Origin of the sequence: Sphingopyxis fribergensis (assembly GCF_000803645.1) — a bacterium.
Classification (GTDB): Bacteria; Pseudomonadota; Alphaproteobacteria; order Sphingomonadales; family Sphingomonadaceae; genus Sphingopyxis; species Sphingopyxis fribergensis.
Genome location: NZ_CP009122.1, coordinates 2,988,688 through 3,013,774, shown reverse-complemented (window position 1 = coordinate 3,013,774; position 25,087 = coordinate 2,988,688). Strand labels below are relative to the sequence as shown.

The 25,087-nt window shown below is 61.7% G+C and carries 27 protein-coding genes and 1 pseudogene; 14 read left to right on the top strand and 14 right to left on the bottom strand.

The genetic code is table 11. The annotated features are described in order from the left end of the window. Position 1 precedes the first annotated feature (1 nt). Together SKP52_RS13950 and nagA are read left to right on the top strand one after the other, a co-directional pair. Complete coding sequence (locus SKP52_RS13950; protein ID WP_081997374.1) at positions 2-1,015, top strand: SIS domain-containing protein; 1,014 nt, start codon at positions 2-4, stop codon at positions 1,013-1,015. Continuing rightward, positions 1,012-2,142, top strand: a complete 1,131-nt coding sequence (nagA, locus tag SKP52_RS13945) for an N-acetylglucosamine-6-phosphate deacetylase (RefSeq protein WP_081997373.1) — start codon at positions 1,012-1,014, stop codon at positions 2,140-2,142. Before SKP52_RS13950 ends, nagA begins: the two co-directional genes overlap by 4 nt. 24 nt (positions 2,143-2,166) lie before the next feature. On the opposite strand, the gene SKP52_RS13940 is transcribed toward nagA, so the two are convergent. Both SKP52_RS13940 and SKP52_RS13935 read right to left on the bottom strand, forming a co-directional pair. Further along, positions 2,167-3,408 carry a cysteine desulfurase gene (locus SKP52_RS13940; RefSeq protein WP_039581079.1) on the bottom strand — a complete coding sequence of 414 codons (1,242 nt, stop codon included), beginning with the start codon at positions 3,406-3,408 and terminating at the stop codon, positions 2,167-2,169. A 13-nt stretch (positions 3,409-3,421) separates the two neighbouring features. Then, the gene (locus SKP52_RS13935; protein WP_160292419.1) at positions 3,422-4,576 is read right to left on the bottom strand and encodes a CaiB/BaiF CoA transferase family protein; all 1,155 of its coding nucleotides are present in this window, start codon (positions 4,574-4,576) and stop codon (positions 3,422-3,424) included. Between the two features lie 147 nt (positions 4,577-4,723). Between SKP52_RS13935 and SKP52_RS25490 the strand changes: the two genes are divergently transcribed. Continuing rightward, complete coding sequence (locus SKP52_RS25490) at positions 4,724-4,975, top strand: MoaD/ThiS family protein (RefSeq protein WP_081997372.1); 252 nt, start codon at positions 4,724-4,726, stop codon at positions 4,973-4,975. On the opposite strand, the gene SKP52_RS13930 is transcribed toward SKP52_RS25490, so the two are convergent. The 6 genes from SKP52_RS13930 to SKP52_RS13905 all read right to left on the bottom strand — a co-directional run bounded on the left by SKP52_RS13930 (position 4,927) and on the right by SKP52_RS13905 (position 10,285). After that, positions 4,927-5,736 carry a HesA/MoeB/ThiF family protein gene (locus SKP52_RS13930; protein ID WP_039575614.1) on the bottom strand — a complete coding sequence of 270 codons (810 nt, stop codon included), beginning with the start codon at positions 5,734-5,736 and terminating at the stop codon, positions 4,927-4,929. The genes SKP52_RS25490 and SKP52_RS13930 overlap by 49 nt on opposite strands. Beyond that, on the bottom strand, positions 5,733-6,167 hold the full coding sequence (locus SKP52_RS13925) for a SufE family protein (RefSeq protein WP_052208308.1): 435 nt from the start codon (positions 6,165-6,167) through the stop codon (positions 5,733-5,735). The genes SKP52_RS13930 and SKP52_RS13925 overlap by 4 nt, the downstream gene beginning before the upstream one ends. Further along, on the bottom strand, positions 6,164-7,297 hold the full coding sequence (locus SKP52_RS13920) for an anhydro-N-acetylmuramic acid kinase (protein ID WP_039575612.1): 1,134 nt from the start codon (positions 7,295-7,297) through the stop codon (positions 6,164-6,166). The genes SKP52_RS13925 and SKP52_RS13920 overlap by 4 nt, the downstream gene beginning before the upstream one ends. A gap of 12 nt (positions 7,298-7,309) precedes the next feature. Further along, complete coding sequence (locus SKP52_RS13915; protein ID WP_081997370.1) at positions 7,310-8,299, bottom strand: radical SAM protein; 990 nt, start codon at positions 8,297-8,299, stop codon at positions 7,310-7,312. Positions 8,300-8,378: 79 nt separating this feature from the next. Then, positions 8,379-9,377: a DegT/DnrJ/EryC1/StrS family aminotransferase gene (locus SKP52_RS13910; protein WP_039575608.1), complete on the bottom strand. Its 999-nt coding sequence runs from the start codon at positions 9,375-9,377 to the stop codon at positions 8,379-8,381. Then, complete coding sequence (locus tag SKP52_RS13905) at positions 9,374-10,285, bottom strand: acyl-CoA dehydrogenase family protein (RefSeq protein WP_228383922.1); 912 nt, start codon at positions 10,283-10,285, stop codon at positions 9,374-9,376. Before SKP52_RS13905 ends, SKP52_RS13910 begins: the two co-directional genes overlap by 4 nt. 494 nt (positions 10,286-10,779) lie before the next feature. Between SKP52_RS13905 and SKP52_RS13900 the strand changes: the two genes are divergently transcribed. Continuing rightward, positions 10,780-11,844, top strand: a complete 1,065-nt coding sequence (locus tag SKP52_RS13900) for an apurinic/apyrimidinic endonuclease family protein (RefSeq protein WP_039575604.1) — start codon at positions 10,780-10,782, stop codon at positions 11,842-11,844. Here the strand turns inward: SKP52_RS13900 and SKP52_RS25485 are convergent. Continuing rightward, positions 11,781-13,244 carry a ThiF family adenylyltransferase gene (locus SKP52_RS25485; RefSeq protein WP_081997368.1) on the bottom strand — a complete coding sequence of 488 codons (1,464 nt, stop codon included), beginning with the start codon at positions 13,242-13,244 and terminating at the stop codon, positions 11,781-11,783. The two genes, SKP52_RS13900 and SKP52_RS25485, sit on opposite strands and share 64 nt — an antisense overlap. Further along, positions 13,241-13,477: a hypothetical protein gene (locus SKP52_RS13885; RefSeq protein WP_148309128.1), complete on the bottom strand. Its 237-nt coding sequence runs from the start codon at positions 13,475-13,477 to the stop codon at positions 13,241-13,243. The genes SKP52_RS25485 and SKP52_RS13885 overlap by 4 nt, the downstream gene beginning before the upstream one ends. Positions 13,478-13,707: 230 nt before the next feature. Between SKP52_RS13885 and gph the strand changes: the two genes are divergently transcribed. Then, positions 13,708-14,448 (top strand): phosphoglycolate phosphatase, encoded by a 741-nt coding sequence (gene gph, locus SKP52_RS13880; protein WP_167702733.1) that lies wholly within the window; start codon positions 13,708-13,710, stop codon positions 14,446-14,448. Here the strand turns inward: gph and SKP52_RS13875 are convergent. Next, positions 14,427-15,524 carry an anhydro-N-acetylmuramic acid kinase gene (locus tag SKP52_RS13875; protein ID WP_039575593.1) on the bottom strand — a complete coding sequence of 366 codons (1,098 nt, stop codon included), beginning with the start codon at positions 15,522-15,524 and terminating at the stop codon, positions 14,427-14,429. The two genes, gph and SKP52_RS13875, sit on opposite strands and share 22 nt — an antisense overlap. Positions 15,525-15,646: 122 nt before the next feature. Here SKP52_RS13875 and SKP52_RS25480 point away from each other — a divergent pair, with 122 nt between their 5' ends. Continuing rightward, the gene (locus SKP52_RS25480) at positions 15,647-16,519 is read left to right on the top strand and encodes a protein phosphatase 2C domain-containing protein (RefSeq protein WP_081997367.1); all 873 of its coding nucleotides are present in this window, start codon (positions 15,647-15,649) and stop codon (positions 16,517-16,519) included. A gap of 95 nt (positions 16,520-16,614) precedes the next feature. Further along, positions 16,615-17,403: a GntR family transcriptional regulator gene (locus SKP52_RS13860; RefSeq protein WP_228383650.1), complete on the top strand. Its 789-nt coding sequence runs from the start codon at positions 16,615-16,617 to the stop codon at positions 17,401-17,403. Here the strand turns inward: SKP52_RS13860 and SKP52_RS13855 are convergent. Both SKP52_RS13855 and SKP52_RS25475 read right to left on the bottom strand, forming a co-directional pair. Continuing rightward, a pseudogene (locus SKP52_RS13855) lies at positions 17,387-18,768 on the bottom strand (IS701 family transposase). The gene SKP52_RS13860 and the pseudogene SKP52_RS13855 sit on opposite strands and share 17 nt — an antisense overlap. A 105-nt stretch (positions 18,769-18,873) precedes the next feature. Then, positions 18,874-19,574, bottom strand: a protein-coding gene (locus SKP52_RS25475) for an IS5 family transposase (RefSeq protein ID WP_234716168.1) whose coding sequence is annotated in 2 segments (ribosomal slippage) — positions 18,874-19,298 and positions 19,298-19,574 — 702 coding nt in all. Because the reading frame shifts where the segments join, the coding sequence is not laid out codon by codon here. On the opposite strand from SKP52_RS25475, the gene SKP52_RS27245 reads away from it, so the two are divergent. The 6 genes from SKP52_RS27245 (at position 19,516) to SKP52_RS13820 (ending at position 23,059) form a co-directional block, all read left to right on the top strand. After that, positions 19,516-19,656 (top strand): hypothetical protein, encoded by a 141-nt coding sequence (locus tag SKP52_RS27245; RefSeq protein ID WP_234716212.1) that lies wholly within the window; start codon positions 19,516-19,518, stop codon positions 19,654-19,656. The two genes, SKP52_RS25475 and SKP52_RS27245, sit on opposite strands and share 59 nt — an antisense overlap. A gap of 11 nt (positions 19,657-19,667) precedes the next feature. Then, positions 19,668-20,132, top strand: a complete 465-nt coding sequence (locus tag SKP52_RS13845; protein WP_039575583.1) for a MucR family transcriptional regulator — start codon at positions 19,668-19,670, stop codon at positions 20,130-20,132. Between the two features lie 873 nt (positions 20,133-21,005). Beyond that, positions 21,006-21,485 (top strand): DUF736 domain-containing protein, encoded by a 480-nt coding sequence (locus SKP52_RS13835; RefSeq protein WP_039575580.1) that lies wholly within the window; start codon positions 21,006-21,008, stop codon positions 21,483-21,485. Positions 21,486-21,554: 69 nt separating this feature from the next. Next, positions 21,555-21,740: a hypothetical protein gene (locus tag SKP52_RS13830; protein WP_039575578.1), complete on the top strand. Its 186-nt coding sequence runs from the start codon at positions 21,555-21,557 to the stop codon at positions 21,738-21,740. A gap of 66 nt (positions 21,741-21,806) precedes the next feature. After that, positions 21,807-22,817, top strand: coding sequence for an SLOG family protein (locus tag SKP52_RS13825; protein ID WP_039575576.1), 1,011 nt, complete (start codon positions 21,807-21,809; stop codon positions 22,815-22,817). 5 nt (positions 22,818-22,822) lie between these two features. Continuing rightward, positions 22,823-23,059, top strand: coding sequence for a DUF6117 family protein (locus SKP52_RS13820; protein WP_039575574.1), 237 nt, complete (start codon positions 22,823-22,825; stop codon positions 23,057-23,059). 45 nt (positions 23,060-23,104) lie between these two features. Here SKP52_RS13820 and SKP52_RS13815 read toward each other — a convergent pair whose 3' ends face one another. Continuing rightward, positions 23,105-23,551 carry an SRPBCC domain-containing protein gene (locus SKP52_RS13815; RefSeq protein WP_160292417.1) on the bottom strand — a complete coding sequence of 149 codons (447 nt, stop codon included), beginning with the start codon at positions 23,549-23,551 and terminating at the stop codon, positions 23,105-23,107. Between the two features lie 423 nt (positions 23,552-23,974). Here SKP52_RS13815 and SKP52_RS13810 point away from each other — a divergent pair, with 423 nt between their 5' ends. Continuing rightward, positions 23,975-24,943: a DUF2493 domain-containing protein gene (locus SKP52_RS13810; RefSeq protein ID WP_039581070.1), complete on the top strand. Its 969-nt coding sequence runs from the start codon at positions 23,975-23,977 to the stop codon at positions 24,941-24,943. The last annotated feature ends 144 nt before the right edge of the window (positions 24,944-25,087 follow it).

Below are 25,087 nucleotides of genomic sequence, written 5' to 3'. Positions count from 1 at the left end.
GATGTTTGCCGAGGCCAGCGAGGCAGGCCAGATCGTCGCCAAGCAATTGTCGGAAAATGCCGTGTTGGCGAAAGAACTTGCGAAGCTGCTAATGCGCCCCGCAACGCACACGATTTTCACCTGCGCCCGCGGCAGTTCGGATCACGCTGCCGCTTATGGAAAATTCCTCTTCGAGACGCGTCTTCGCAAGACGGTATCGTCGCACCCACCGTCGATGGGTTCGGTATATCGCGTACCTATGGAGCATATGGCGGAGCAACCGTTTATTGTCGTGTCGCAGTCGGGGAAGAGCCCCGATCTGCTGGCGTCCGCCGAGGTGGCGAGAGAGGCTGGGGCGATCGTCATCGCGATCGTCAATGACGAAAACTCACCTCTTGTACGTCTCGCTGACATCGTCATGCCGCTCCGCGCTGGACCGGAGCGAAGCGTCGCAGCAACCAAAAGCTTCATCGCGACGCTTGCAGCCTTCGCCCAAATCATGTCCGAATGCATCGACCGACAAGCATTTGAACCCGTCATTTCTGCGCTGCCCGATCAATTGAGCCACGCTTGGGCCGCGTCATGGGACGAGGCTCTGGCGCCCTTCACGCAGGCACGCAGCCTTTTCGTCCTGGGGCGCGGCCCTTCATTCGGGATCGGGCTCGAGGCGGCGTTGAAGTTTAAGGAGACATGCGGAATTCACGCGGAAGCTTTCAGCACGGCGGAGGTAGCGCACGGCCCGATGGCGGTTGTCGATCGTAACTTCCCTATTCTGGTCTTTCCGCCGCTCGACGAGGCCCGGGCAGGGATGGACGCCTTGCTTGGCTTGTTCGTCGAAAAGGGAGCGATCGTGGCGGGAGCCGGAGCGGTTGGAAAGGGTGCCATCGAGTTGCCCGTCGTCGCAGATATGCATCCGGTGACAGCGCCGATCGCGATGATCCAGTCTTTTTACCGCTTTGCCAATGCACTCGCGATTGAACGGGGATTTGATCCCGATACGCCGCCGTTGCTCAAGAAAGTAACCGAAACGATATGACAAGAAAGGCTCTGATCGGCGCGAGAATTCTCACGCAAAGCGGATGGCGAACAGATCACGCATTGCTGATCGACCGACCGACGATCGTCGATGTCGTATCCGATAGTCGCGTCCCGACTGGGTTTGATCCGGTTCGATTGGGCGGCGGCATGCTCGTTCCAGGCTTTATCGATACGCAAGTGAACGGCGGGGGCGCCGTGCTGTTTAACGAATCCCCGACGATCGACGGGATAAGGGCGATCGCGGAGGCGCACCGGGAATTCGGGACCACCGCAATGCTTCCGACCCTCATCAGCGATGATTTCGACGTGATCGAGCGCGGGATAGCCGCGGTGCGCGGCGCGATCGCGATCGGTATTCCCGGCATTTTGGGAATCCATATCGAAGGCCCCTTTCTGAATGTCGAAAAGAAGGGCATCCACGACGCCTCGAAAATCCGCAAAATGGACGAGCGGGCCGTGAATCTGCTTTCCTCGCTCGGTTTGGGGAAGACGCTCGTGACCCTCGCGCCCGAAACGGTCGCGCCCGATCTCATCGCCGAATTGACGGCTCGGGGCGTCATTGTCTCTGCCGGGCACACGCTGGCGACAAGTGAGGATATGGACCGCGCGATCAGCGAAGGGCTACAGGCTATCACGCATTTGTTCAACGCTATGCCACCGTTAGCTAGCCGCACGCCGGGTGCCGCAGGGGCTGGATTGGCGTCTTCGTTGATCTGTGGCGTGATCGCCGATGGGCACCATGTTCACCCGACTGCAATGCGGGCCGCTTTCCGCGCAAAGGGTCCCGACGAATTGATGCTCGTAACAGATGCCATGCCGACGGTCGGCACGGATATCGATACATTTTTGCTTGGCGAGACCGAGATTTTTCGCGATCGGGGCGCATTGCGTTCGAGAGATGGAACCTTGGCGGGCTCGGACCTCGACATGGCTCGGGCCGTTCGGAACGCTGTTTCGAGCATGCGCGTCGAACTTGCGGACGCCTGCAAGATGGCGAGCGCAACGCCGGCGGCTTTACTGGGGCTGGCTGGCACCTATGGGTGTCTGGCGCCGCACGCTCGCGCGGATATCGTGCACCTCTCCGAAGACATTGAGGTCGTTCGGACCTGGATTGGCGGCGAGTAGTGCGTGCGCCGCAGTCGGCTGATCTCACTTTAGAATTGTCAACGCCTCGTCGACCGCATCGGCCAGAGCGTCGACTTCAGCCAGCGTACTGTACATGGCGAACGACGCGCGGCATGTCGAACTGAAGCCCAGCATTTGATGAAGCGGTTGAGTGCAGTGCGCTCCGGCACGGACGCAGATGCCCTTGCCGTCCAGGATTGCCGCTATATCGTTGGCATGGGCGCTGGCAGAGGCAAACGTCAGGATCGGACCGGGCTTTTCGGTATCGCCAAAGACGGTGATGCCCGGAATAGCCGCGAATCGGGCCCGCGCGTGGCGACCAAGCGCGGCCTCGTGGGCCGCGATACTCGAACGTCCCACACTCTCGATATAGTCGAGCGCAGCGACAAGTCCGATCGCTTCGAGAATTGGGGGCGTTCCGGCTTCGAACTTGTGCGGCGCGGGCGCATATTCGACGTGATTGCGACCTACTGTTGCGACCATCTCGCCGCCGCCGAGCATTGGCGACATGCGCTCGAGCCAGCCTGGCTTGGCATAGAGAGCCCCAATGCCCGTCGGCCCATAAAGTTTGTGGCCGGTGAGAGCATAGAAATCGACGTCGAGAGCCGAGACGTCGATTGCGTGGTGTACTACGGCTTGGGTTCCATCTGCGAGCACAGGAACGCCCCTTTCATGGGCAAGCCGAACAATTGCCTCGAGTGGCGTCAATACCCCGAAAACATTCGACATGTGCGTGACCGCCACAAGGCGCGTGCGATGCGTGATGGCGTCAGCGAAAGCGGCGGGATCGAGATTGCCGAATGCGTCAGGATCGACCCAGCGCAAGACGATGCCACGCCGTTCCCGAAGCATATGCCACGGCACCAGATTGGCGTGATGATCGAGTGAGGAGACAATAATCTCATCCCCCGGTGCAACGATCGCGGCAAAGGCTGATGCCACGAGATTGATCGCCTCGGTTGCCGATTTCGTAAAAATGACCTGCTCTGCACCCGGAGCGTTCAAAAAGGCCTGCAGCCGGGCGCGCGCGCCTTCGTAGCTCGCCGTCGCGAGGCCGCTAAGCCGGTGGGCTCCACGATGGACATTGGCATAACGGGTGAATGCACCGTCGGTCATACTGTCCATCACGCTGCGTGGCTTCTGTGCCGACGCCGCATTATCGAGATATGTGATCCTTCCATACCCCGACAAACCCGCGATTAATGGGAAGTCACTCCTGATCGCATCGGGATTCCAGGCCTTTTGGGCGGGCTCGGGGTGCAGCATACTGAAACCTCCCTCAGATCCGCCCATGCTCCTCGAGCCGGTCGATGTCCGCGTCGGAATAGCCGAGCCATTCCTTCAGCACGTCTCCGCTATGTTCGCCGAGCCCTGGCGCACCGCGGCTGATTTCGGTCGGCGTGCCCCACATTTTGAATGCGGGCGCCTGAAAGGGCACTGATCCCGCGATTGGATGCGGCACATCGACGATCTGTCGGCGGTGAAGAACTTGCGGATTGGTGACGACATCGGCGATCGTCGCGACTTTCTCGCAAGGCACGTCCGCCGCGTGCAGCTTGGCGAGGATATCCGCGCTATCATGCTGTGCGGCCCAATCGTTGATCAGGATTTCCAGCGTGTCCACGTTGGTGTTTCGGGCAACGAACGTCGCATAGCGCGGGTCTTGCGCGATGTTGGGTTGGTCCATCGCGGCCGCGAAGCGGTGAAAATGCTGATCATTGCCCGCGACTACATAGACCCAGCCGCCGTCACGACCGCGAAAACAGTGGGAGGGCGCGAGATAGCGGTCGCGATTACCGAGCCGCGGAGGCAACTCGCCGTTCACGAGATATTCGGGAATGGCGGTAGTCATCAGCGCCAGGCCGCTATCCATGAGCGTTGCCTCGACCACCTGCCCGACACCGGTCTCGTCGCGCGCGCGGACCGCGGCCAAGGCCGCGATCGTCGCGTAGAGTGCCGTCGTATAGTCGCAGACGAACACGCCGGACATCGTCGGCGGTCCGTCGTGTTGACCCGTCATCGACATCAACCCGCTGATCGCCTGCGCTGCCCCGTCGAAACATGGATGCTGCGCCAACGGTCCGTCCTGTCCGAAACCGGTGATCCGGACCAGAATGAGACGAGGATTGCGGGCATGCAGGCTTTCCCAGTCCATGCCCATTGATTCCAGCGTCCCCGGGCGAAAATTCTCGACCAGGATATCGGCTTGCGCCGCGAGATCGGCAAGCAAGGCTTGACATTCGGGGTCGCGAAAATCGACGGCGAAGCCACGCTTGTTTCGGTTGGCAGACAGAAAGAAAAAAGTGTCTCCCGCGATCGCCTCGCCGACACGCCGTCCTTCCTCGCCGCCATCGATGCGCTCGACCTTCACCACATCCGCGCCAAGATCCCCCAGCAGTTGTCCGCAAAAAGGCCCCGCGATGTAGCGGGACATATCGATAACCTTAAGTCCGCTTAAAGCACCGGCCATTTAATCGCCTCCAATCGGAATATTTTAGTAAAAATTGGATGGAATCCTTTAAAAAATATGATAAAGTGCATATTGTTCGGATATATTGTGGCGTAACAGAGGGTTCCAGACATGAGAATCACCTATTTTTCATGGCTTAGATCCAAGACGGGATTGTCTTCGGAGGATATTGAGTTGCCAAATGGTTGTAGAAATATTTCCATGCTCATTGATATTCTTTCTGATCGCCATCCGGATCTCGCTGCGGTCGCCAACGCAGAAGGAAGCCTGCGTTTCACAGTGAACCGGCGTTATGTTGAGCGCGATCATCCGATTCAGCCGGCCGATACTGTTGGACTGTTCCCCCCGGTAACCGGGGGATAAGCTTCTTCTCCGCAGATGGGACATCCGGTTCGCCGCGGGAGTTCGATTTTTTCGATCTCACAGGCGAAGGCATCGTACATCGCCAAGGTGCCCGACAGACTGGGCGCGATTTCGAGCAATTCCTTGATCACCTCGATTGCCTGGAGCGAGCCCATAGCACCCACCGCGGGGCCGAGAACGCCGATCAGGGAGCAGCTTGGTGTAACCTCCGCGTTCGGCCGGTCGGGATAAAGGCAGCGGAAGCATGGGTTTTCGCCCGGCTCGTGCGATTTGAAGGTCGTCAATATTCCGCTGGTCAGCTGGATTGCCGCGCTGACGAGCGTCTTGCCGCTCCGCCGGCAAGCGGCGTGGACCGCGTCGCGTGTATCGAAATTGTCGCTGCCGTCGGCGACCAGATCATATTGCGAAACAAGACGGTCGGCATTCGTTGCGCCGATCGGCTCATCGTGCCGGATCAGTTCGATGTGCGGATTGATATTTGTCAGAGTCCGGATCGCGCTGGCAGTCTTCAGCGTATCGAGCCGGTCGATGCCATGGAGGATCTGCCTGTGCAGGTTCGAGGGTTCGACCACGTCGAAATCCACGATACCCAGCGTCCCTATCCCGGCGCCGGCGAGGTACATGAGGAGGGGAGACCCCAATCCGCCGGCGCCGATGACGAGGACCTTCGATCGGGCGAGCACTTGCTGTCCGAGCAGCCCGATCTCCGGCAGGACGGTCTGCCGCGAATAATATTCGCCAATCTCTCGCTGCGCATTCAAAGCGCTGCCTCCGCCGATTCGCGAATCCGCTGCTTCAACGAACGAAGGCCCGAAGCACGGCTGGGCGCGAGTGTGAGGATCAGAGTATCGACGGCCCCGGAGTCGTGCCGGACGATCTGGTCCGGGCGCTTCCCCTCGTAAATCTGGAGGATGACGGCAAGCAGTCCGCGCATCACCAGCGAGTCGGAATCGGCGCGAAACGTCATGATCTGGCCGTTGAGTTGGGCCTTGAGCCAGAGCTGCGATTGACAGCCGTGAATGCGGGTGACCGCGTTCTTGTCGCCGTCTGGTAAGCCATCGAACGCGCGCCCCATATCGATAAGGCGCGCGATTTGCCCCGACACGTCGCCGGCCGCTGCAAACTCGCACGTCAGCGCCCGTGCGGCGGCCTCGATCGGATTGCAGGCCGTGTCCTCGCTGGCTTCGGTCACGACACGCGCTCGGCTGCGGCGACGCGGCCGCCGGGCATTGGGTTCGGCACCCCCGTCGTTTCTGGAAAACTGATCGGAAGATCGTGAATCTTGCGCATCGCCAGAAAGGCAAAACATTCGGCCTCGATCGCATCACCGCGTAAGCCGACCGCCTCGGCGGCGAGGGCCTGGACGTCAGCGCGCCTGGCGAGCTCCGCCATCAATGTCGGATTTTTCCGACCGCCACCGCAGACGATCAAACGATCGGGCCGCACCGGTAGCATGTCTAGCGCCTTGCCCACGGTTCCGGCGGTGAAAGCGGTCAGAGTCATAGCGCCGTCGGCGAGTGAGAGCCCGTCGGCGAGCGCTCCGGTGAAATCGAACCGGTCGAGCGACTTGGGCCAAGTTGCAGAAAGGAAGGGATGAGCCAGCAGCGTCTGGAGCCGTTCCTCATCCGCACTGCCTCTAGCGGCAACCCGGCCTTCCAGATCCATTTCGCCGGCGCCATGCGCGGTGATCCAGTCGTTGATCGGCCCCACGCCAGGTCCAGTGTCGAAACCGATGACCTCGCCGTCCGTCCCGGCCCAGCTGAGATTGGCGACGCCGCCGAGGTTGATGATGGCCGTGTCCGAGCCCGCCCCCAAGTGCTTCAGGAGCGCGTGATGATAGGAAACAGATATGGGCGCGCCATGTCCTCCAGAGCGAATGTCGTCGGTCCTGAAATCATAGACGACATCGATGCCGGTGCGATCGGCCATCAATCGGCCATTCCCAAGTTGGCGGGTATTTCCCTTCCGGCCGTTGTCTGGCGCCTGGTGCAGCACCGTCTGGCCGTGGAAGCCGATCACCCGCACGGAGTTCCGCGCGATGCCGTGCTCATCGAGAAAACGCACCACAGCATCGGCTTGCGCCAGTGTCAGCGCCTCTTCCGCCTCTGCGAATATCCCGGGTTCGGCTCCGTCGAAGCGCCATGCGAGAGCAGCATCGAATGCCTTCGCTATCAACTCCTGCAGAGAGTCGGGATAAGGAGAGAGCGACCAGGGGCCAAATTCCGCAATGTCGCGCCCGTCGGTTCGAACCGCCGCAATGTCGATGAAGCCGTCAATGATCGTCCCGGTCATCAATCCGACTGCCCAGTCGCTTCTGTTCATACGATCAACTCCTCAGGCGATTTCCGTCAGCTTCGATTGTCCGCGCTGTTTGTGCTTCGGAAGCACGTCGCCTTCCGGCTTGCGACAGGTCGAGCAATGGCCAACGCATGCGCGCCCCGCGGATTCGAGCATGCGGCGAAATGCCACCGCGCGGTCGACCACGGCCTCGGGCGTCTCGTCGAAGAGATTGCCGACGACGCCCGCCCTGCCGTGACTGATGACACAAACCGAGACCTTGCCGTCGGGTGCCAGGCAAAGGGTATGGCCGGCCCAGAAACAGGACCCTCCGGGGACGGGTAGGTTCGGGTTGATGTCCTGCAACATCCGGTCGTAGAGGGTCTTGTCGCTTTCGAGGTCGCCGATTTCAGTCACATTGCTGTGCGCCCCGCCCGGAAGGAGGGGGGTAACCTTCACATAGTCGTCGACGCGGCCGAGCAGTTCGACAAACTCGGGGTCATAGGCTTCCTCGGTTTGGTTGAGATCGATCTGATACACGCCGATGGTCGCAAAACGGCGATCGTCGCCGCGCATGTCGAGCAACCGTCGGAGCCCGCCCATTGTCTTGTGGAAATTGCCTTGCCCCCGGTTCAGATCGTGCGAGCGGGCATTGCCACCATCAAGCGAGACGAAAATTTTGTGCGTGTAAGGGACCGCCAGAATCTCCTTCACGCGCTTGGCAGTGAGCATCGTGCCGTTGGTGTGCCACTGGAGTGGCGCGTCAGGAAGCAGCCGACGGGTTATCGCGAGGAGCTCGTTGAAACGCGGATTCATCAAGGGCTCGCCGCGCCAGTTGAGATGGATTCCCTTGACCTCAAGCGTATCTGACGCGGCGAGCCGCCCAAGCGTCTCCTCGAGTTGCGACGGCTCGAGATCGAGTTTGCCATGACTGAACTTTGTATAGCAAAGGCGGCAGGCGAGGTTGCACCGGCTGGTTGGATCGATCCAAAGCCAGATCGGATGCACCATGTTCGTCGTACTTCTGATATCCAGAACGTCACGCATGGCATTTCTCCTCGTTATTTATATAATATGCATTGGCGTTTTCTAACTAGGGACTTTGAAATATTTTGATGAATATAAACTATTTCGGATAGTATATTGGAACGCACCAATGATTATTAGTAGCCCATTCAGTGTTAGGAAGACTGATCGAAGAATCAAATATTTCATGGCATGGCAACTCATATACCCGACCCGTTGTCTGTGGTATCTCGTCAAATACGATATACTTATAGTATCCGCTTTCCATACCATTGGGCATCTGCACGCGATTTGGATAGCGCAAGTCCAGGACCTCGCGCGCGTATCGTTGTTTCCAGCTGACGATTTCGGGCATCCTGCGCATCTGCACGACACCGAGTGCGGCCCGAAATTCATCGAGCCTGTGGTTCATTCCTTGAATTTTATATCGCGAACCGCGCCCGTAATCGCGGAAGGATCGCACGTGCCGCTCGAGATCGGGATTGGCTGTGACCGCGACGCCGCCTTCTCCGGTCGAGATGGTCTTCGTCGCATAGAGCGAGAAGATGCCGGCATCCCCGAATGCGCCCGGCTTCACGCCGTTCCACTCGGCTCCGACCGCATGGGCGCAATCCTCGATGAGCGCGATTTGATTGGCCCGGCAATATTCGGCGATACGGTGAATATCGAATGCGATGTGCCCGCCGATGTGTACGATGTAAGCGAGCGCCGGCTTATGCCGCTCAGCCTTCTCGACGAAGTCCGTGTACGAACCGCACAAGTCTTCGCGATTGCAGTCGTAGAATTCGACACTTGCCCCGGCACGCAGCGCCGATCGCGGGGTCGCAAGAAATGTGTTGGAAGGACACAGGACGGTCTTGCCGGCCACCTGGAAGAAATCGAGAATGGCGGCCGCGGCGCCGGCCCAGTTGTCGAACCCAATCGCTGGCAGTTCGTTCCACGCTTTCCAGGTCGCCTCGAACTCTTCAAGTTCGGCGCCATGGCTCCAGTGATTTCCACGCAACAAGCCGCGCCAGCGACGGATCACCTCATCCTCGTCTCGCGGATCGAAAGCGACGCTAAACGGAAGGGGCGACGGGTGTGCGATATCGCCACTCATAGTAGACTGTCCTCCGCTTCCATGCCCAGCAGGCTCGCTCCGAGCGACTGCCCGAACGGCTGGAACTGATTGGCGGCGTGCTGCCGAGACGCTTGGATGTCGGCAAGCAGGCGGCCGAACGGCGCATCGGAGGTCAGACCGCTCGCACCCGCCGCGACAAAAATCCGGTGCATGAGTCGACAGCAGCGTTCGGCGGTGCGCGACGCCTGCAGCCGCAATATCATGCGGGTTTGGAGCGGGAGGTTTCGGCCCTCCGACGCGGCCGCCGACAGTTGGCGGATGCCGTCACGCAATATGCCCAGCATTTCTTCGATGTCCGTTGCGACTTCGCCGACCGTTAGGCGCACTTCAGGATTCCCGGCGACGCGTTGCCCGGTAATGTCCGTGCGTAGCGAATTATGGTCGATAAGAGCCGCGAGGCCGCTGCGTAGCGCTCCGATCGCCGGGACCGACACCACGCGGAAAAGCAGTTGCGGAAGAGGGATGCGATAGAGCGGCGCTCGATTGACCTCGAGCCCGGGGCTCATTCCAAGGAAGCGCTCTCTTATGCCGTGGATGCGATGGGTTGGGACGAAGCAGCGTTCGATTGACAAGTCCTGACTACCGGTTCCGCGCAATCCGGTCGCGCGCCATGTCTGCAGGATCTCGACATCGTGCCGCGGCACGAGGAAGATGACGGGCTCAATCTCGCCCGCCCGCTCAAGGCGGGCGCCGAGCAGGAACCAGTCTGCATAGTCGGCGCCGCTCGCGAATCGCCATCTGCCGCTCAGCTCGTAACCGTCGCTGGTCAATATTGCTTTTCCGGTCTGCATGTAGCTGCACGCCATGAGGGCGCCCGGGTTCGCATCCCAGACATCCGTTTGCGCCTTTGCTGGGAAGAGCGCGAGATGGAAAGCGAGGACGCCCATCACGCCGGCGAGCCAGCCGGTTGACATGTCGGTCGCCGAGATCTCGATTTGCTTGTCGAAAAATGCTGCGATGTCAGCTTCGCCGCCGCCAAAGCGCCGCGGCTGCAGGGTGCGAAACAAGCCCTCGCTCCGCATCGCATCGAGAATGACCGGACTGATGCGGCACAGTGCATCGCCTTCGGCGGCGTGTGCGGCGACGATCTCGCAAAACGGCGAAGGCGCGCTGGAAATAAATTCCGAAGCGGACCCTTTGTTTGTACCGCTTTCGCGGTCTCGACAAGTCATGGGCATCCATGTCCTCCGCCGATTTGTGCGCGTCGCGTCACAATGCTAGGCTAACCCCAGGTTAGTTACCACATTTGATACAACTTGTTACCCGGTCTATAAGTGGTATTGTTCTTTCGAGTCAAGCGGCGCAACTGCAGCTGACGCTCGCGAATCCCGCGACAAGGGCTTCTCATCCGGGTGCTTGCGGGTAGCGGAAGGATTTTCAAATGGTCGATTTTTCCCTGAAAGCCGCGGCCATCGACAAAGAGCAGCTCGGCGCTCGCGGTCGAGCCATGACCGAGCTTGGATTGCCCGTGAATCTCGAGCTGCATACGTTCGGCGCGCGCGACATCGACTCGCGTGACAGCTTCAAGACCGCGATCGCGAATGTGGAGCGGTTCAAAGCAGACCATTCGGTGAATGGACTCGTTGTCCACGTCCCGCTGCAATCCGTCGCCGTGGTGACCTCGCGGGACTTCGACGCCGACCAGTGCCTACGGAGCATCGAGTTCGCCGACCGGGTTGGTGCGGATGCGATCGTCCTCCATCGCTATTGGGGGCTGGTATTCGGCGAGGGCGCGCCGCGAGCCGTCGACAAGGCCTCCGCCGAAATAGCCTTCAACGAGGTCATCAGGGATCTGGCCGACGCTGCAAGCGGCAAGCGTCTACTTGTCGAGAATGTCGGCCACTATTCATTGCTGCCGCGCGATGGCAGGAACTATCTCTCTGGTCCCCTGGACCATTTTTTCCCTTGGGAGATCGCTCGCTTCCGCGACTTCGTGCGGCAGGAGGGTCTCGACAATGTGGAACCGTTCGTCGACGTCGCGCACGCCGCGCTGTCTTCGAACCTATTCAACCGAAAGAGGGTGGCCTATTCCTCGCTTCGGGATGACCCTAGGTTCGCGTGGATCAGCGAGGAAGACCTTCAGGAGGTCGAGTGGCTCCACCCCTTCGATTTCGTGGACAGTGACATGCCATATCTGCATGCTTCGGACGCGATCCTGCTCGACCGCGACCAGATCGCAAAGGATGCGCTCGACGAAGCGGTGTTGACGCGATCGATAGTCAGCGAGGGGCTCGAGGTCGGTTCGGGCTCGCTGCCCTTCGAGAGGCTCCCGGACCGCTTTGGCCGTACGGGAACTATCGTGCTGGAGGTCGATCCGGCGGTGGGAGAAAGCCATATCGAAAACGGCGCCCAGCGCCGATCATTGGGGGCGCTTCGGGAAATCTACAGGAAGCGGACTGGCGGCCAATGTGCGGGCGCAGAGATGGGCGCCGCCGTATCGCTCTGATCCGCATGGCCATATGACAGGGTGCAATAGCAGTCGGGATTTGCCGTCTGCGGCCGGTCCACCGCGCCGAGATTGCGGCTGACTAGGTCGAGCTGCAGCCGCTGAAACTTAGGGTCGAAACGGCCCGTCAGCCATCCGATTGCAAATCCGGCGGCGAGAGTTCCGGCGGTCGTCGTGATGTAGCCGACAGTGTCGATCTGGGGAATTGCTGACAGGATTGGGTCGTGCCGCACGCCCGCCGCGGCCGCCTTTGCAACCTGAGTCGCGGCGTCGAGACGCGCGCCAGTTGGAAGCAATTCCTGCTCGACGCGCAGCGGGGAAATCATCCCTCGGCAAACCGGACAAGGGTCCGCGGCCAAGAAGCGGACAATCTGCACCAGTTGGCCAGTTACGACGCCGTCGGCTCCCTCGATCAGCCCGCCGCAGTCAATCGCCGGTACAAGATAGCGGGAAGCGATGTCCGCAACGGCCATTCGGCTCGAATGTTGATCAGTGCAGCCCATCAGAAGGTCAGCCTCAACGACCAGGTCGACGATCTCGCGCTGAGGGAGGCGGCCGACCACGGCACGGACCTCACAATGCGGTGCGAATTCAGCAACTGAGCGTTTGGCGACAAGGGCTTTCGGGGTGGCCGCCTCAACGTCGGAGGGACGGCTGCCGTGCAAGCGTTCAAGATTAGAAATGGTGACATGATCGCCATCTATGACAATCAGACGGCCGACGCCGGCGCGGGCCAGAATTGGTATCGCCGCAGAGCCTGTGCCGCCAGCGCCGATGAGTGCGACGGTAGCACGGGCGAGGCGCTGATAAGCTTCCAGTCCGAACGCACTCGTCATCCGCGCCACGCTTTCCGGTGGCTGCGGTGGTGGGGCTGGCCGCTCGCCGCCCGGCCATGCGACGACTTGGGGCATCCGCTCGGCCGCAACGCGATCTATCGCGCGCCATTCTCCATCGATTAGAGCCCTACCGCCAACAGCAATATCGCTTCCGTCGTACGAAAGGATCAAGCTGACGAAGGGGCGACCAGTAAGAAGACTCCCCAGATAGTCCGCCAAGTAGGCGTCCATCTCTTCATCGACCTTGCTCGGCCGAGGCGGCAGACCTCGCGGATGGGAATGGATGAATCCGACCGCGAGTTGTCCGGATTGCGCCAGCTTCGCGACTCGCCGCAAGTAGGGATGATTGATCCGAACATTGCCGTCCCCCCAGCCGATCTCGCCGACCTCTGGAGCGATTAATTCGGCGAGGGTGAAAACAGTGGACGCCGCGGTATCGCGCATACCGAACAAGGCGAATGCGCCGCCTTCCAAGGGGTCGGGTGCATCGAGAACGGTCGCGATCAACCTTGCGAGTTCGGGTTGCGCTAGGCGGAGCAGCGCGCGTCCGTTCGCATGTATCATGCGGCGCCGCCCATGATGAATTGGCGCGTCACAAGAAAACTCAGTCCATCAGCTGCGGCCAATGTCTCTTCGAGGGCGACTTCTTTCAGTCCGGCTGGCGTCTCGAGTTCGATGACGACGTTATCCAGCGGGACCCCGGCCATCCTGGCGACCTGCGCGGCGGGTAGGGGTGCGGGGCCGATCTCGTGAGGGTGATTGTTAATATGGATTCGATACGTTTTTTCAGACGGCATGCAGAATCCTCCGTTCCGTCGGTCCATTCGACTGCTTTCGCACGTCCCGGATTGACCTAATACCAGATTGTAACCAATTTTAGCAGCGGCGCAATCCGTCGGAAATGCAGCGACGGCGACCGAACCACGATGGTCACGCCGCAAGATCCATTAGATGCGCCAGAATGGCCGGAACGGAAGGCGGATCGCATAATTGGCCCTTGTGTTGCGGTCCCGGGCCGGGCATCAGAATGGCGATGCGGGGCGCGAAAATCGACACAGTGGTATTTGACCTCGACGGGACGCTTGTCGACACGGCCCCCGATCTCATCGCTGCGCTCAATCATTCGCTGGAAGTCCTCGGCCGGCCGGTCGTCGAGCCGATGCTCGTTCGGTCCCTTGCCGGCCACGGCGCGCGCGCGTTGCTGTCCGCAGGACTCACGCTTAGCGGAGATGCACCGGAAGAACTGATCACACGAGCCATTCCGGTGTTCCTGGAACATTATGCCGACAATATTTGTACCTTTTCGGCGCCCTATCCGGGGCTGGAACTCGCGCTCGAAGAATTGCGAATCGAAGGCTTCAGGCTCGCGATTTGCACCAACAAGCCTGAGGAACTTGCCAATCATCTGGTCGAAGCGCTCGGCTGGGCCGGTATGTTCGACGCAATTATCGGCGGCGACACATTGCCTGTCCGAAAACCCGATCCGCGCCCGTTGCTCACCGCGATTACGCAGGCGAAAGGGGCCAAGGCCATTTATGTTGGAGATTCGGCGGTCGACGTCGAGACAGCGAGAGCGGCTGCGATGCCGTCGATTGCGGTAGGCTTCGGATTTTCCGACGTGTGCGCCAGCCAGCTTGGTGCGGATTTGCACATCGATCATTTCGACATGCTCCCCAGCGCCGTGCGGTCTATCATTGCACCCGCCAGGTCGAATGCACAGCGCGCAAGTTTCGACCTCGGCCCTGGTCAGGCGACTGTCGCCGTCTGAGCCTTGTATAGCTTTCCGGCCGCAGTCGGCCTTGGCGCGCCCGTCGTTTTTGGGAAGGTCACTGGCAACCCCCGAACCGAGCGCGCCGCGATGAATCCGATGGCTTCGGCTTCGATGAAGTCTCCGCGCAGCCCGAAATCGTCCGCGCTTTCGCAGTCGCCGAGGACCTCTCGCAAGGCCTCCATTATAACGGGATTATGTCGCCCGCCGCCACAAATGATCCAAAGTGCCGGTCGCTCGGGAAGCTGCTGTGCGCCCAGCGCCACGGACCGGGCGGTGAACGCGACCAACGTCGCCGCTGCGTCGGCAGCCGAGAGATCATTCACAATATCGAGTGGAAAGTCATAGCGATCCAACGACTTCGGCCCTTCACGTTCGAAATAGGGATGCGCCAGTAAATGGCTCAGCACAGTCTGATTGATCTCTCCGCTCGCGGCCAGCGCTCCGCCATCATCATATCGCCCAAGACCTCGTTTTTGGACGGTAAGATCGAGCATCCCATTGCCCGGCCCGGTATCAAGTGCGATGATTTCTTTATCGCTGCCGATGAATGTGAAATTCGCGACGCCGCCCACGTTGAGAAAGGCGATCGGGCCCGACTTGCCGATCTTCTGGGCAAGAGCGGCGTGATAGATGGGGACAAGAGGCGCGCCCTCTCCGCCGACGGCCATATCGGCTTGGCGAACGTCCGCGACAACGTCGACGCCGAGCGTATTGGCAATTTTTTTCGGGTCGCCAATCTGGATCGTCAATCCGCGATCGGGCCGGTGCAGGACAGTTTGACCATGATAACCGATTAATTCGATCGTACCGGCTCCGGATTTGGAGAGAAGTTCACGCGCACAGCGAACGTGCGCATCGACGATGATATCGTCGGCCTCCTCCAAAAGTTTCGATTCGGCCGTGCCGGTCGCTACAAACTGCTCGGTGGCTTCTTTGACGATGGCGCGCTCTTCAGTCGAAAAGGAGGTGAGGTGCGTCGGACCAAAGTCGTGAATCTCTTCGCCATCGGAGCTCAAAATGGCCGCATCGACGCCATCAAGCGACGTCCCGCTCATGAAACCAAGAATGCGCATCTCTCGCTCCCCTAACCGTAGTCGACGTTGCACGCTTGCTACCACCATGATACCACATCATCAAGCTACGATATCGGCCAGCGCGCACGAGGCCGACCGCACGTCTATTTAGTGGAGCCGAGATGTTCAACGTCCGTTTGGCGGAAACCCGATCCGGAGCAACGGCAAATGAGGATTTGGTGGGATATACGGACGCCGCGGCTTGGGTCATCGATGGAGCCTCTGGCGCTGGTGAGAACGTCGTCTCAGCAGTCAGCGATGCGCAGTGGTTCGCGCAGCGGGTCGATGCGGAGCTGCGCGATCTTCTGGCTAGCGAACCAACAATGCCCTTCGAGGATTTGTTCGGCACCGTGGTCGACCGCTGCCGGTTGGACTATTCAACGCTCGCGCGGCGCCCGCCCGCGGGGCGCCATGAATTGCCCTGCGCGGCGATAGCTTTTGTCCGCGCCCTGCCCGAAAAAGTTGAACTGGCAACGCTCGGAGACTGTCGGATTGCTTACCGGCCCCTTGGCGGCGAAGCATTCGCCGAACATGGAGACGGCGGCAATATCGGGCCTTTCGAGCAGCGCACCATAGCGCTGGCTCGATCGATCGTCGCCGAGCACCCAGGAATCTCCACGGCCGAGCTTTTTCAGGAGTTGCGGCCGCAACTTGTCCGAAATCGAGCTTTTATGAATGTCGATGGCGGCTATTGGGTGCTTGGTCTCCAAATGGAGGCAATCGAGCGCGCCGATCGCGCCGAATTGCCCGTCGACGACTGGGCGATCGCCTTAGCGAGCGATGGCTTTCTACGCCTCACCGATATGTTTGGCCGACTGGGGGTGTCCGATCTGCTTTCGATCAACAGTCGCGAAGAATTCGAGGAATACTATTCCCAACTTCGCACGCTCGAGCAAGTCGATGGGTCGCTTCGCAATCATCCGCGCGCGAAAATCTCCGACGACGCGAGCTTCATGCGGATCGACATGTATACCAATAGCGTGCCAAATGGTTGAAGCGAACGACCCAAAAATGCTAATGAGTGTTCATCGTTAGGGCCAGCAGCAACGGAAAAATGCGAGCGATTCTCTCATCGCCTGCTTCCTTGACAATGAACAGGAAAGGACTGGAAATGCGAGACAAGCTTGCCGGGTTGAAGGAGAGCAATGCACCGCTCTATCTTCAGTTGGCGCGCAATCTTCGCGAGCATATCGAAAGCGGAGGGGTGGAACCGGGCGAACCACTTCCATCCGAACGCGAATTATCGGAACGAATGGGCATGTCCCGGGTCACGATCCGGAAGGGCATCCAGAAGCTCATAGAGGAAGGATTGCTTTTTCGCCGGCACGGTTCGGGGACATATGTCACCGAACGCATCCTGGCACGCGGCGCAACGCTGACGAGCTTTTCCGAGGATGCGCGGTCGAGGGGCGATAATCCCGGCGTTGTGTGGATGATGCGCGCTTACGCCAGCGCCACCGACGAGGAGGCGGTCGCTCTCGAGATTCCGATCGCCACCAAGGTGGCTAGGCTCGCGCGTGTGCGTCTTGCGAACGGCGAACCACTGGCAATAGAGCATGCCGTCGTCCCCGCGGAGTTTCTTCCGAATTTGGACGCCGTCGGCGACTCGCTCTACGCAGCGCTTGAGGCCTCGGGGGTTTTTCCTGTGTCCGGAACACAACGTATCTGCGCCGCTCTAGCGACGCCAACCGAAGCTGGAATGCTTTCGATTGCGCAGAGTTCGGAAATATTGCGCATCGAGCGCCTGACCCGTGATGCGAAAGGGACGCCCGTCGAATTCACGAGGTCTGCATATCGCGGCGATCGATATGAATTTGTCACCGATATCGCCGCAAACGCTGCGCCGAAATCGCGACGCGACTCTACTGGACTTTCGTGAAGCACTGACAGGGCCGTCTAGCACTACTTTGGCAGAAGTTTGATTGTCTCTTCACGGAGGCGGTGACCGCATTGGGGGCAACAGGCAGGCGGCGGCCTGGATAGGTGATCAAGGATGGCCTGCCGGACTGCGGGCAGACTGGGTTGCGGCGGTGGTCCTGCGATTCTTTTTTTTCCGTCCCGCCTGAGCGAGGCGGCGGGATTGCAGGTAGGCATATGCGATCATCGTCATGAGGGCATGGCGATGAAGACCTGTCCATGATCGCCCTTCAAAATGGTCGAGACCGAGTTCTTCCTTGAGTTGCTGATGGGCCTGCTCGCAGATCCAGCGCGCCTTGATGGCGCCGGCGATATCCCGGATCGGCGTATCTGCGGGCAGGTTCGAGAGATAATATTTGCGCTCGCCGCTGGAGCGATGCTCGCCGACCAGCCATGCTTCTTCCCCGGGCATGTGCTGCGCGCCCGAGGCGCCGATGCGTTGCGGCGGGCCGTCGGCGATGCGGACGCGCATGACGGCAAAGCGCGCGCTCAGGCGTCCCTTCGTTCCCCGACGCCAACTGATCTGTCGCCATTTTGCGTCGTCGAGCACGGCGTGGGCGGCGCGCGATGCGGTGTCCGGAACGTGGTGCTGACGGGGACGCCCGCGTCCCGCCACGGGGAAGATCAGTTGCACATCAGCGGGATAAACCTTCTGGTGCCGTGGGATGCCGACCGCCCAGTGCAAGCCTCTTGTGCTCAGCCCCTGGCGGAAAGAAGCCGAGAGGCCGTATCCGGCATCCGCGAGCACACAGCCAAAGCGCACCCCGGCGGCAATGACCCGGTCGATTTCCTCGATAGCGATCGCCGGCTTGGTGCGATACGGGCGGAAGGGCTCGGGCACGCCCGCCTTGACCATGCGCGCCTCGTCGCTCGTCCAGCTTTCCGGCAGGAACAGCCGCAAGCCCAGCATGATCGGCACCTCTCGCGACGCCAGCGTCACCGATACGAGCGTCTGGCAGTTCGCATTCTTGCCCAGCGCTGATGCATATTGCGGCGCCACTCCCACCGACGCCGTCCCTTTCTTCGGCAACGCGGTGTCGTCGATGATCAGCCATGCCTTGTCGCCGCCGACCAGCGCATCGGCCTGTTCCCACAGGGTCGCCTCAAGCGGACCGCTGTCCCAAAGGCCCGCACCGATGAAGTGATGCAGGCGATCATAGCCGACTTCGCCCGTCCGCGCCGCCATCGGCTGGATGCTCTTGCGATCCCCCGGACCGATCAGGCCCGCGACATAGGCCGGGCACATCCGTTGCCGAGCCTTGTGGCCAAGGCCCTCCAGATAGGGCGCCAGCCAACGCTCCAGATCAACACGCCAATCACCATCCATCGCCGACATCCTTCCAACGTCGGCTCCCTATGAATCACCCATCAACCAAAATGGGAATCCCCAAAATCAAACTTCTGCCAAAGTAGTGCTAGGGCTGAGACTCATTCAGAGCCAGAAGGCCAAGGTAGTGACCAGCGCGACGGCTGACAGGAAGTTGGCGGCGAGCTTGTCGTAGCGTGTGGCGATCCGACGGAAGTCTTTGATCCGGCAGAAGGCATTTTCGATGAGGTGCCGGCTACGGTAGCGGTGCTGATCGTATCGGATGGCTCGCTTGCGGTTGCGGCGACCCGGAATGACGGGGCTGGTGCCATTCTCGCGCAAGGACGTCCGCAGCCGGTTTGCGTCGTAGCCCTTGTCGCCGAGCAGGTAGCGCATCGGTCCGGCGCGTTCGAGCAGTGCCGGTGCAGCCTTCACATCGCTGACATTGCCCGCCGTCAGCATAAGGGCATAGGGGCGGCCGAGAACGTCGGTCAGGGCATGGATCTTGGTTGTCCAGCCGCCGCGAGAACGACCGATCGCCTGCGTCTGGCGCCCCCTTTTCCACCAAAGGCCGAGCGCTGGGCTTTGATGTAGGTGCTATCGATCGCCGTGCTCTTCGTCACCGCACCCGCCCCTGCCAAGGCATCGAGCAACTTCGTCCAGAACCCCCGCCGCGACCAGCGGTTGAAGCGGTTGTAGACCGTCGTCGATGGTCCATAGTCTGCCGGACAGTCGCACCACCGGCAGCCGGATTTCAGTACATGAAGGATGCCCGAAATCACCCGCCGGTCATCGACCCGTCGCGCACCAGGCTGGTTCCGGGGCAAGTACGGCTCGATCGCCAGCCAAGCTTCGTCCGACAACCAGAATAAAGAACGCGACATCGTGAAGGGCCTCCCGCTGCGGTGAAGGCCCTTTGAATCAATACATACAAGCAATTTCAAGAGGCTGATTGGGTTTTAACCCTAGTAACGCTGACCGCCGATATCGTCGCTGCGCATGTCAGCAACAACAGCGTGGCGATATCGGACATTCCGCTCGTTATTCGGTCGGTGCATGAAGCCCTTGCCGGTCTTGGCGCGTCCGAGGCTCCGGAAGTCAAACAGGAGCCCGCCGTCTCGATTCGAGCGTCGGTGAAACCCGATTACATCGTGTGTCTGGAAGACGGCAAGAAACTCAAGATGCTCCGCCGCCATCTGATGACGGCCTATAACATGACCCCCGACGAGTATCGCGCGAAGTGGAACCTCCCCAAGGACTATCCGATGGTCGCGCCCAACTATGCCGAAACGCGTCGCACCCTGGCCAAGGCTATCGGCCTCGGAACCAAAGGTCGGGGCGGCGGCCGCAAGCCGGCCCCGCGCGGCCGTGCCAAGGCAAAATAACTCGGCGCCTCTTCCCATATAGATCGGCCGCGCCGATCACTCGGGCTCCGGGCAAAGTCTTTGATGCCATTAGCCACTTGGATGACCGCCCGTTGGTCGGTGGACGGCGGGCCTATTCGAGCGGCATCGCGACCGCGCCGCTCCGGGACCGCGGGCTGCCGCTCGCTCTGACGCCTTGCAAGGCGGGCGCCTCTCCATTCTTCATACTGCCGACCGACCGTAGGCGCGCCTCATTAGGGGCCCGCCTGCGGCGAACTCGAGCCATGCCCAAGACTCAAACCCCCAGAACCCAAGCCCCAAGTCTCGGCAGTTGATCCGCTGATGGTCGGGTTTGCTGGCGGGCGTTGCTGTAGGGCGGCTGCCCTCTATCGCGGGCACCGCCGCTCTATCTCCGCGGCGCTACGCGCCGCTCCGACCGAGCTCCGGCTTCGCCGGATCTCGGCCCTGCCGGGTAACGATCGGCTGCCGTAAGGAACATGCGCGGGAGCCGGGCGGGGCAAGGTCGGTCGGCCGCGCCCGCGGGATGGCCGGGGATTGGCCTCGCACGCATCGGCCGAGACTTCGAGATCGACCGCGAGCTGACGGAGCGCCCGCGCGGCTCCAAGCCGCTCGAGCCCGTCGCCATGTGTTGCGGAACTTCCGCGATCCGCGCGAGAACGCGCAAGTCGCGCAACCGTCCTCATCGTCTCGGCATCCATGCGCCCTGCATAGCGCATTTGCGTGCCTGAAGCGAGCGGGTGCGTGAGGGCGCGAGGGCGGGAGCGACCGCGGGCTGCGGCGCGGGACCGCGGCGCCGGGACAGAGAGGAGAGGGGGACCTTGGCGGGTGTCGCTTCGGGATTGGCCGGAGCGATGAACGTCAAAGGAAAGTCCCATGAATATCGGTGAGTTCAGCAATAACAACGGCCGTCTGATGGGGTCGATCGCGACCCGCACCATCGATCTGCCGCGTCTCGGTCTTCGTCCGGTCGAGAGCGATCACGAGCGGGCCCCGGCCTATGAGATCGTCGCGCTCAACGTCGGCAATCGCTGGGTCCAGCTCGGTGCTCTCTGGGAAGCCGTCGCCAAAAATACCACCGGCGAAGTCTTCCTTCAGGGCTCGATCGACGACCCGAGCCTCCCCGAGCCGCTCCCGATCGCGCTCTTCGGGTCGGAGCGGGATGGCTACCGCGTCGCGTGGCGGCGCCCGCAGCGCCGCGATGACTTTGGTCCCGCGATCCGCTCGTCGCGCCGCGACTATGGCGACGGTGAGCAGGGCGGCGGCTTCGGTGACAGCACCGCGGGCACTGACGGCGCACTGATGGACAATGGCCCGGATACCGGTGCCGACGTCGACGATCAGATCCCGTTCTGACGGGCACGCCTGACAGGCCGGGGGCTTCGGCTCCCGGCCCATTTTTTTCATCCAGCTTGGGAGGCCGTCATGGCCCAGATTCGTCTCATCGAATGCGGCGCCGTCATCGCCGCTGTCTTCGACATCGTTGCCGGAACCACGCTCGAACCGCTCGCGCCCGTCCTCGCATGGGAGGTCGTCAACGGGCTGCGCCCGCTGGAGGGCATCGCCGCCAGTCCGGCGCAGCGGAAGCCTGCGGGCGCAACGCTCCACTGATCCCCGTGCGGCCGGGCGGCGCAGCCGCTCCGGCCGCTTTTCATTTTTGCTGACCGGAGGTCCATCATGACCAACGCCAACCCCGCGTCCGTCGACCGCTTCGCCGACCTGAAACAGCTTTACGCCGAGGCCATCGCCACCCCTGAATTTCAGGCCGCCTTCGGCGACCCGATCCCGCTCTCGATCGTCTCCGCTGGCGACGAGCCGACCGACCTCGACATGCCCGAGCCTTTCGCCGCGCAGGCCGAATGCGGCGGCGTGATCGCCGCCATCTTCGACCTCTTCACCGACACCCGCCTCGAAGCGTTCGCCCCGGATATCGCATGGGGCTTCGTGAATTCGTTCCATTTCACGGCTGGAAAGCTTGCGCGCCGCGAAGATTCAATCGCGCAGGAACTCGGTGATCTCGCGCGCATGCCCGATCTCAGCGAAGTCTATGCAACGAGCCTCGAGGAAAAGCAGCTCCTCTGCCGCTCGCTCGCCGAGCAGCGCGACGCCATCGAATGCATGCGCGACTATGCCGCCGAAATGTATCGCGCGCTCACCGGCTGGCCATGGTCGCCGGCGAAGGGAAGCCGGGCGTCGTCCGTCTCGATGGCGAGCCAGATCGCGGCGCAGGATTTTCTGCGCGAGCGGGCGCTCGCCGCGCGCGAACGGCATCTACCGCAGGGCCCGATCGTTGTCTTCTCGGGTCCGGCCATCTGGTCCGACTGGGAACCGCTCTGGGCGCGGCTCGACCAGATCAAGGCCCGCGTGCCGCATATGACGCTGGTGACGACCGGCCAGCGCAAGGGCGCCGACGCGATCGCGGCGGCATGGGCGGCGCGTCCGGAGAACAGCGTGCCGCTCGTCGCCTATGGCCTTTATGGTTCGGGACGGAAAACCGCCTTCAACCGCAACCGCAAGCTCGCCGAGTTGAAGCCCGTCGAGGCTTTGCTCTGCGAGGGGTCGGGGCTTCAGGCAAATCTTTATCAGCTCCTTCGCAAGGCCGGGGTGCCGATTCATGCTTTCAAGAAGCCGGACGGTGTTGCGCGCCCGGCGGCACAGCGGGGCCCCGGCCTCCGCCTGACGGCGTGACGGCGATGGCGATTCCCGACGCTTATCGGCGGAACTTCGCGACGCTCCGCCGCGCGGCGGAAAATGGCGACCTCGCCCTCATGGAATGCACCGACGCCGCGTCGGGAGAGCCCCGCTATGTCATCTGCGCGGTGGGGCGCGAGGGTTCCAGCCATGTCATGACCCCGTTCGGACATTTGCATGACGGAAACCCGTTCGAGGCCTATGTGCCGCCGACCGGAGAAACCTTTGATCCGGATTAAGGAAATGAGCGGCCGCCTCCTTTGCGAGGCGGCCGCTCTTCTTGTTCATTCGGTCAGCAGCGCCAGCCGCCGCAGCGCTGCGGCGAGTGCCGCGCGATGTGCGGTGACCTCCAGCGCCTGGGGCATGCCGGTCGCGTGGAGCGAGACTTTGGAGCCGGCTTTCGCCGGCTCGATCGTGAAGGTCAGCCTCATCATGCCAGCATAGGCGGGGTCGGTGTTGGTATAATGGATTTCCTCGACGATGCGCTCATCGGGCACGAACTCGGCGAACTCGCCGGTGATGATCTCGATAGCGGCCGCGGGGCCATCGGTCTCCGTTCGGTCCGAATAGAGAAGGTTAAGACAGAAGCGGCCGCCCGGCTGCGGCTCGAGCACCGAATAGGTGCCTGTCGCGCCATCCGGCACGCGCCAGCCCTTCAGCGTCTCGGCGTCGAAATAGGTGCGGAACAGTTGCCGCGGCGTCGCGAGAATGACCCGCGACGCGCTGTCCACGCGCTCATTCTTTTCGCACCCGTTCAAGATCGTTCAACCTCCAGAATCTGCGCCAACCGCTACGGCCGGACGTCCCCGCTTTATCCTCGCTGCGGCCTGATCCGTTTCAAGGAATAGAGCACATGGGACCGTGCTTTGCGGCAACCATTTGCGAATCGGGGGCATCGAGCCCCCGCTTCGCAAGCCTCTTCTTCTCTCTCAACTCTTTTTAGTGTGGCACGGGGGCAGCGTCGGCCTCAAGAACGACGGGGCCCCACCATTTTCCTTGGCGGGGCGAGCGCCGCACATCCAGTCGGGCGACGGGTGGCCGCCAAAGAAAATCGTGACCCCCATCGCCGCTTCGCGGTCGGGCTGCGCCCGATCCTTGACCCCGTCGCTCAGAGCCCGTGCAGGGAAAGAGACCTCTTTTTCAAGGAGGTTCTCATGACGAAGCTTACACAATCCTTCCGCACCGCAGACGAAATCGCCGACCTTATCGCCGAGGAAACTGTGTCGCCCGCCTTCGAAAACGCCTTCACCGAAACCATAGGCGGGTTCCGGATGGGCTATGCCGACGAGCCCACCGACGCCGACATGCCGCTTCCGCGCGCGGCGGAACTTGCCACCGAAATGGCGGTCCGCACCTTCTTCGACCTGTTCCGAGACACCCGCCTTGAAGGGATCGCGGACCGCATCGCGTGGGGCATCGTCCATAGCTTCCACAAGGTCGCGGACCAGCTCGATGCTGAAGCCGACAAGGCCGCGCTGAAGGTCAAGGATCTGATCCGCGACGCCGACGGCAGCGAGATCCTGACCGCTGAGTTGGAGGAGGCGCAGACCTTCTGCCACTCCCTCGACGAAGCGCGCGACGCGGTGGCCTGCATGCGCGACTATGCCGCCCAGACCTTCGCCGCCGAAACCGGGCGTCCATGGTCGGCGCCGCGGGGCTCGCTGGTATCGAGCAAGCGCACCGCTGCGGTGGTGGCCGCGACCGACTTCCTCGCCGCGCGGCGCCAGCGCGGGATCGATGCCCACGCCCCGCAAGGGCCGGTGGTCATATTCTCCGGCGGGCAGCAATGGGAAGATCACGCGCTCCTCACCGAGCGGCTCGATCAGATCAAGGCGCGTATCCCGGCGATGGTGCTGGCGACGACGGCGCAGTCCAAGGGGTGCGACGCGATCGCCGCCGCATGGGCGGCACGGACCGGAACACCACTCGTCGCCTTCACCCTCAACAGCAAGTTCGGACAACGCGCAGGATTTCTGCGTAACGAGCAACTGCTCGGACTGAACCCGGTAGAAGCGCTGGTCTGCGAAGGCTCGGGGCTTCAGTCCCATCTCGCTCGGCTGGTGCGCGCGAAGGGTGTGCCCGCGCATTTCTTCCGCTTCATCGACCAGCGTATCGCCGCCTGATCGGGTGGTGCAATGGGACGGTCCGGATTGCCGGGCCGTCCCTTTTTCTTTTCGTCAGGGGAAAGGTCGTCCGCACTCAGGGACCCCTGGCGGGGCCCGTCGCGCGACCGATGCGATGGCGATGCCATCGGCCTCCTGCGCGCG

What these genes read in the sequence shown, in the direction of transcription:
- gph (WP_167702733.1), top strand. Translation starts at nt 13,708, where the DNA reads ATGGCGATGCGGGGCGCGAAAATCGACACAGTGGTATTTGACCTCGAC.
- SKP52_RS13835 (WP_039575580.1), top strand. Translation starts at nt 21,006, where the DNA reads ATGAATATCGGTGAGTTCAGCAATAACAACGGCCGTCTGATGGGGTCG.
- SKP52_RS13830 (WP_039575578.1), top strand. Translation starts at nt 21,555, where the DNA reads ATGGCCCAGATTCGTCTCATCGAATGCGGCGCCGTCATCGCCGCTGTC.
- SKP52_RS13950 (WP_081997374.1), top strand. Translation starts at nt 2, where the DNA reads ATGTTTGCCGAGGCCAGCGAGGCAGGCCAGATCGTCGCCAAGCAATTG.
- SKP52_RS13940 (WP_039581079.1), bottom strand. Translation starts at nt 3,408, where the DNA reads ATGCTGCACCCCGAGCCCGCCCAAAAGGCCTGGAATCCCGATGCGATC.
- SKP52_RS25480 (WP_081997367.1), top strand. Translation starts at nt 15,647, where the DNA reads ATGTTCAACGTCCGTTTGGCGGAAACCCGATCCGGAGCAACGGCAAAT.
- SKP52_RS13825 (WP_039575576.1), top strand. Translation starts at nt 21,807, where the DNA reads ATGACCAACGCCAACCCCGCGTCCGTCGACCGCTTCGCCGACCTGAAA.
- SKP52_RS13810 (WP_039581070.1), top strand. Translation starts at nt 23,975, where the DNA reads ATGACGAAGCTTACACAATCCTTCCGCACCGCAGACGAAATCGCCGAC.
- SKP52_RS13875 (WP_039575593.1), bottom strand. Translation starts at nt 15,524, where the DNA reads ATGCGCATTCTTGGTTTCATGAGCGGGACGTCGCTTGATGGCGTCGAT.
- SKP52_RS27245 (WP_234716212.1), top strand. Translation starts at nt 19,516, where the DNA reads ATGCCCGAAATCACCCGCCGGTCATCGACCCGTCGCGCACCAGGCTGG.
- SKP52_RS13900 (WP_039575604.1), top strand. Translation starts at nt 10,780, where the DNA reads ATGGTCGATTTTTCCCTGAAAGCCGCGGCCATCGACAAAGAGCAGCTC.
- SKP52_RS25485 (WP_081997368.1), bottom strand. Translation starts at nt 13,244, where the DNA reads ATGATACATGCGAACGGACGCGCGCTGCTCCGCCTAGCGCAACCCGAA.
- SKP52_RS13910 (WP_039575608.1), bottom strand. Translation starts at nt 9,377, where the DNA reads ATGAGTGGCGATATCGCACACCCGTCGCCCCTTCCGTTTAGCGTCGCT.
- SKP52_RS13860 (WP_228383650.1), top strand. Translation starts at nt 16,615, where the DNA reads ATGAACAGGAAAGGACTGGAAATGCGAGACAAGCTTGCCGGGTTGAAG.
- SKP52_RS13935 (WP_160292419.1), bottom strand. Translation starts at nt 4,576, where the DNA reads ATGTCCCGCTACATCGCGGGGCCTTTTTGCGGACAACTGCTGGGGGAT.
- SKP52_RS13885 (WP_148309128.1), bottom strand. Translation starts at nt 13,477, where the DNA reads ATGCCGTCTGAAAAAACGTATCGAATCCATATTAACAATCACCCTCAC.
- SKP52_RS13920 (WP_039575612.1), bottom strand. Translation starts at nt 7,297, where the DNA reads ATGAACAGAAGCGACTGGGCAGTCGGATTGATGACCGGGACGATCATT.
- SKP52_RS25490 (WP_081997372.1), top strand. Translation starts at nt 4,724, where the DNA reads ATGAGAATCACCTATTTTTCATGGCTTAGATCCAAGACGGGATTGTCT.
- nagA (WP_081997373.1), top strand. Translation starts at nt 1,012, where the DNA reads ATGACAAGAAAGGCTCTGATCGGCGCGAGAATTCTCACGCAAAGCGGA.
- SKP52_RS13820 (WP_039575574.1), top strand. Translation starts at nt 22,823, where the DNA reads ATGGCGATTCCCGACGCTTATCGGCGGAACTTCGCGACGCTCCGCCGC.
- SKP52_RS13915 (WP_081997370.1), bottom strand. Translation starts at nt 8,299, where the DNA reads ATGCGTGACGTTCTGGATATCAGAAGTACGACGAACATGGTGCATCCG.
- SKP52_RS13905 (WP_228383922.1), bottom strand. Translation starts at nt 10,285, where the DNA reads ATGGGCGTCCTCGCTTTCCATCTCGCGCTCTTCCCAGCAAAGGCGCAA.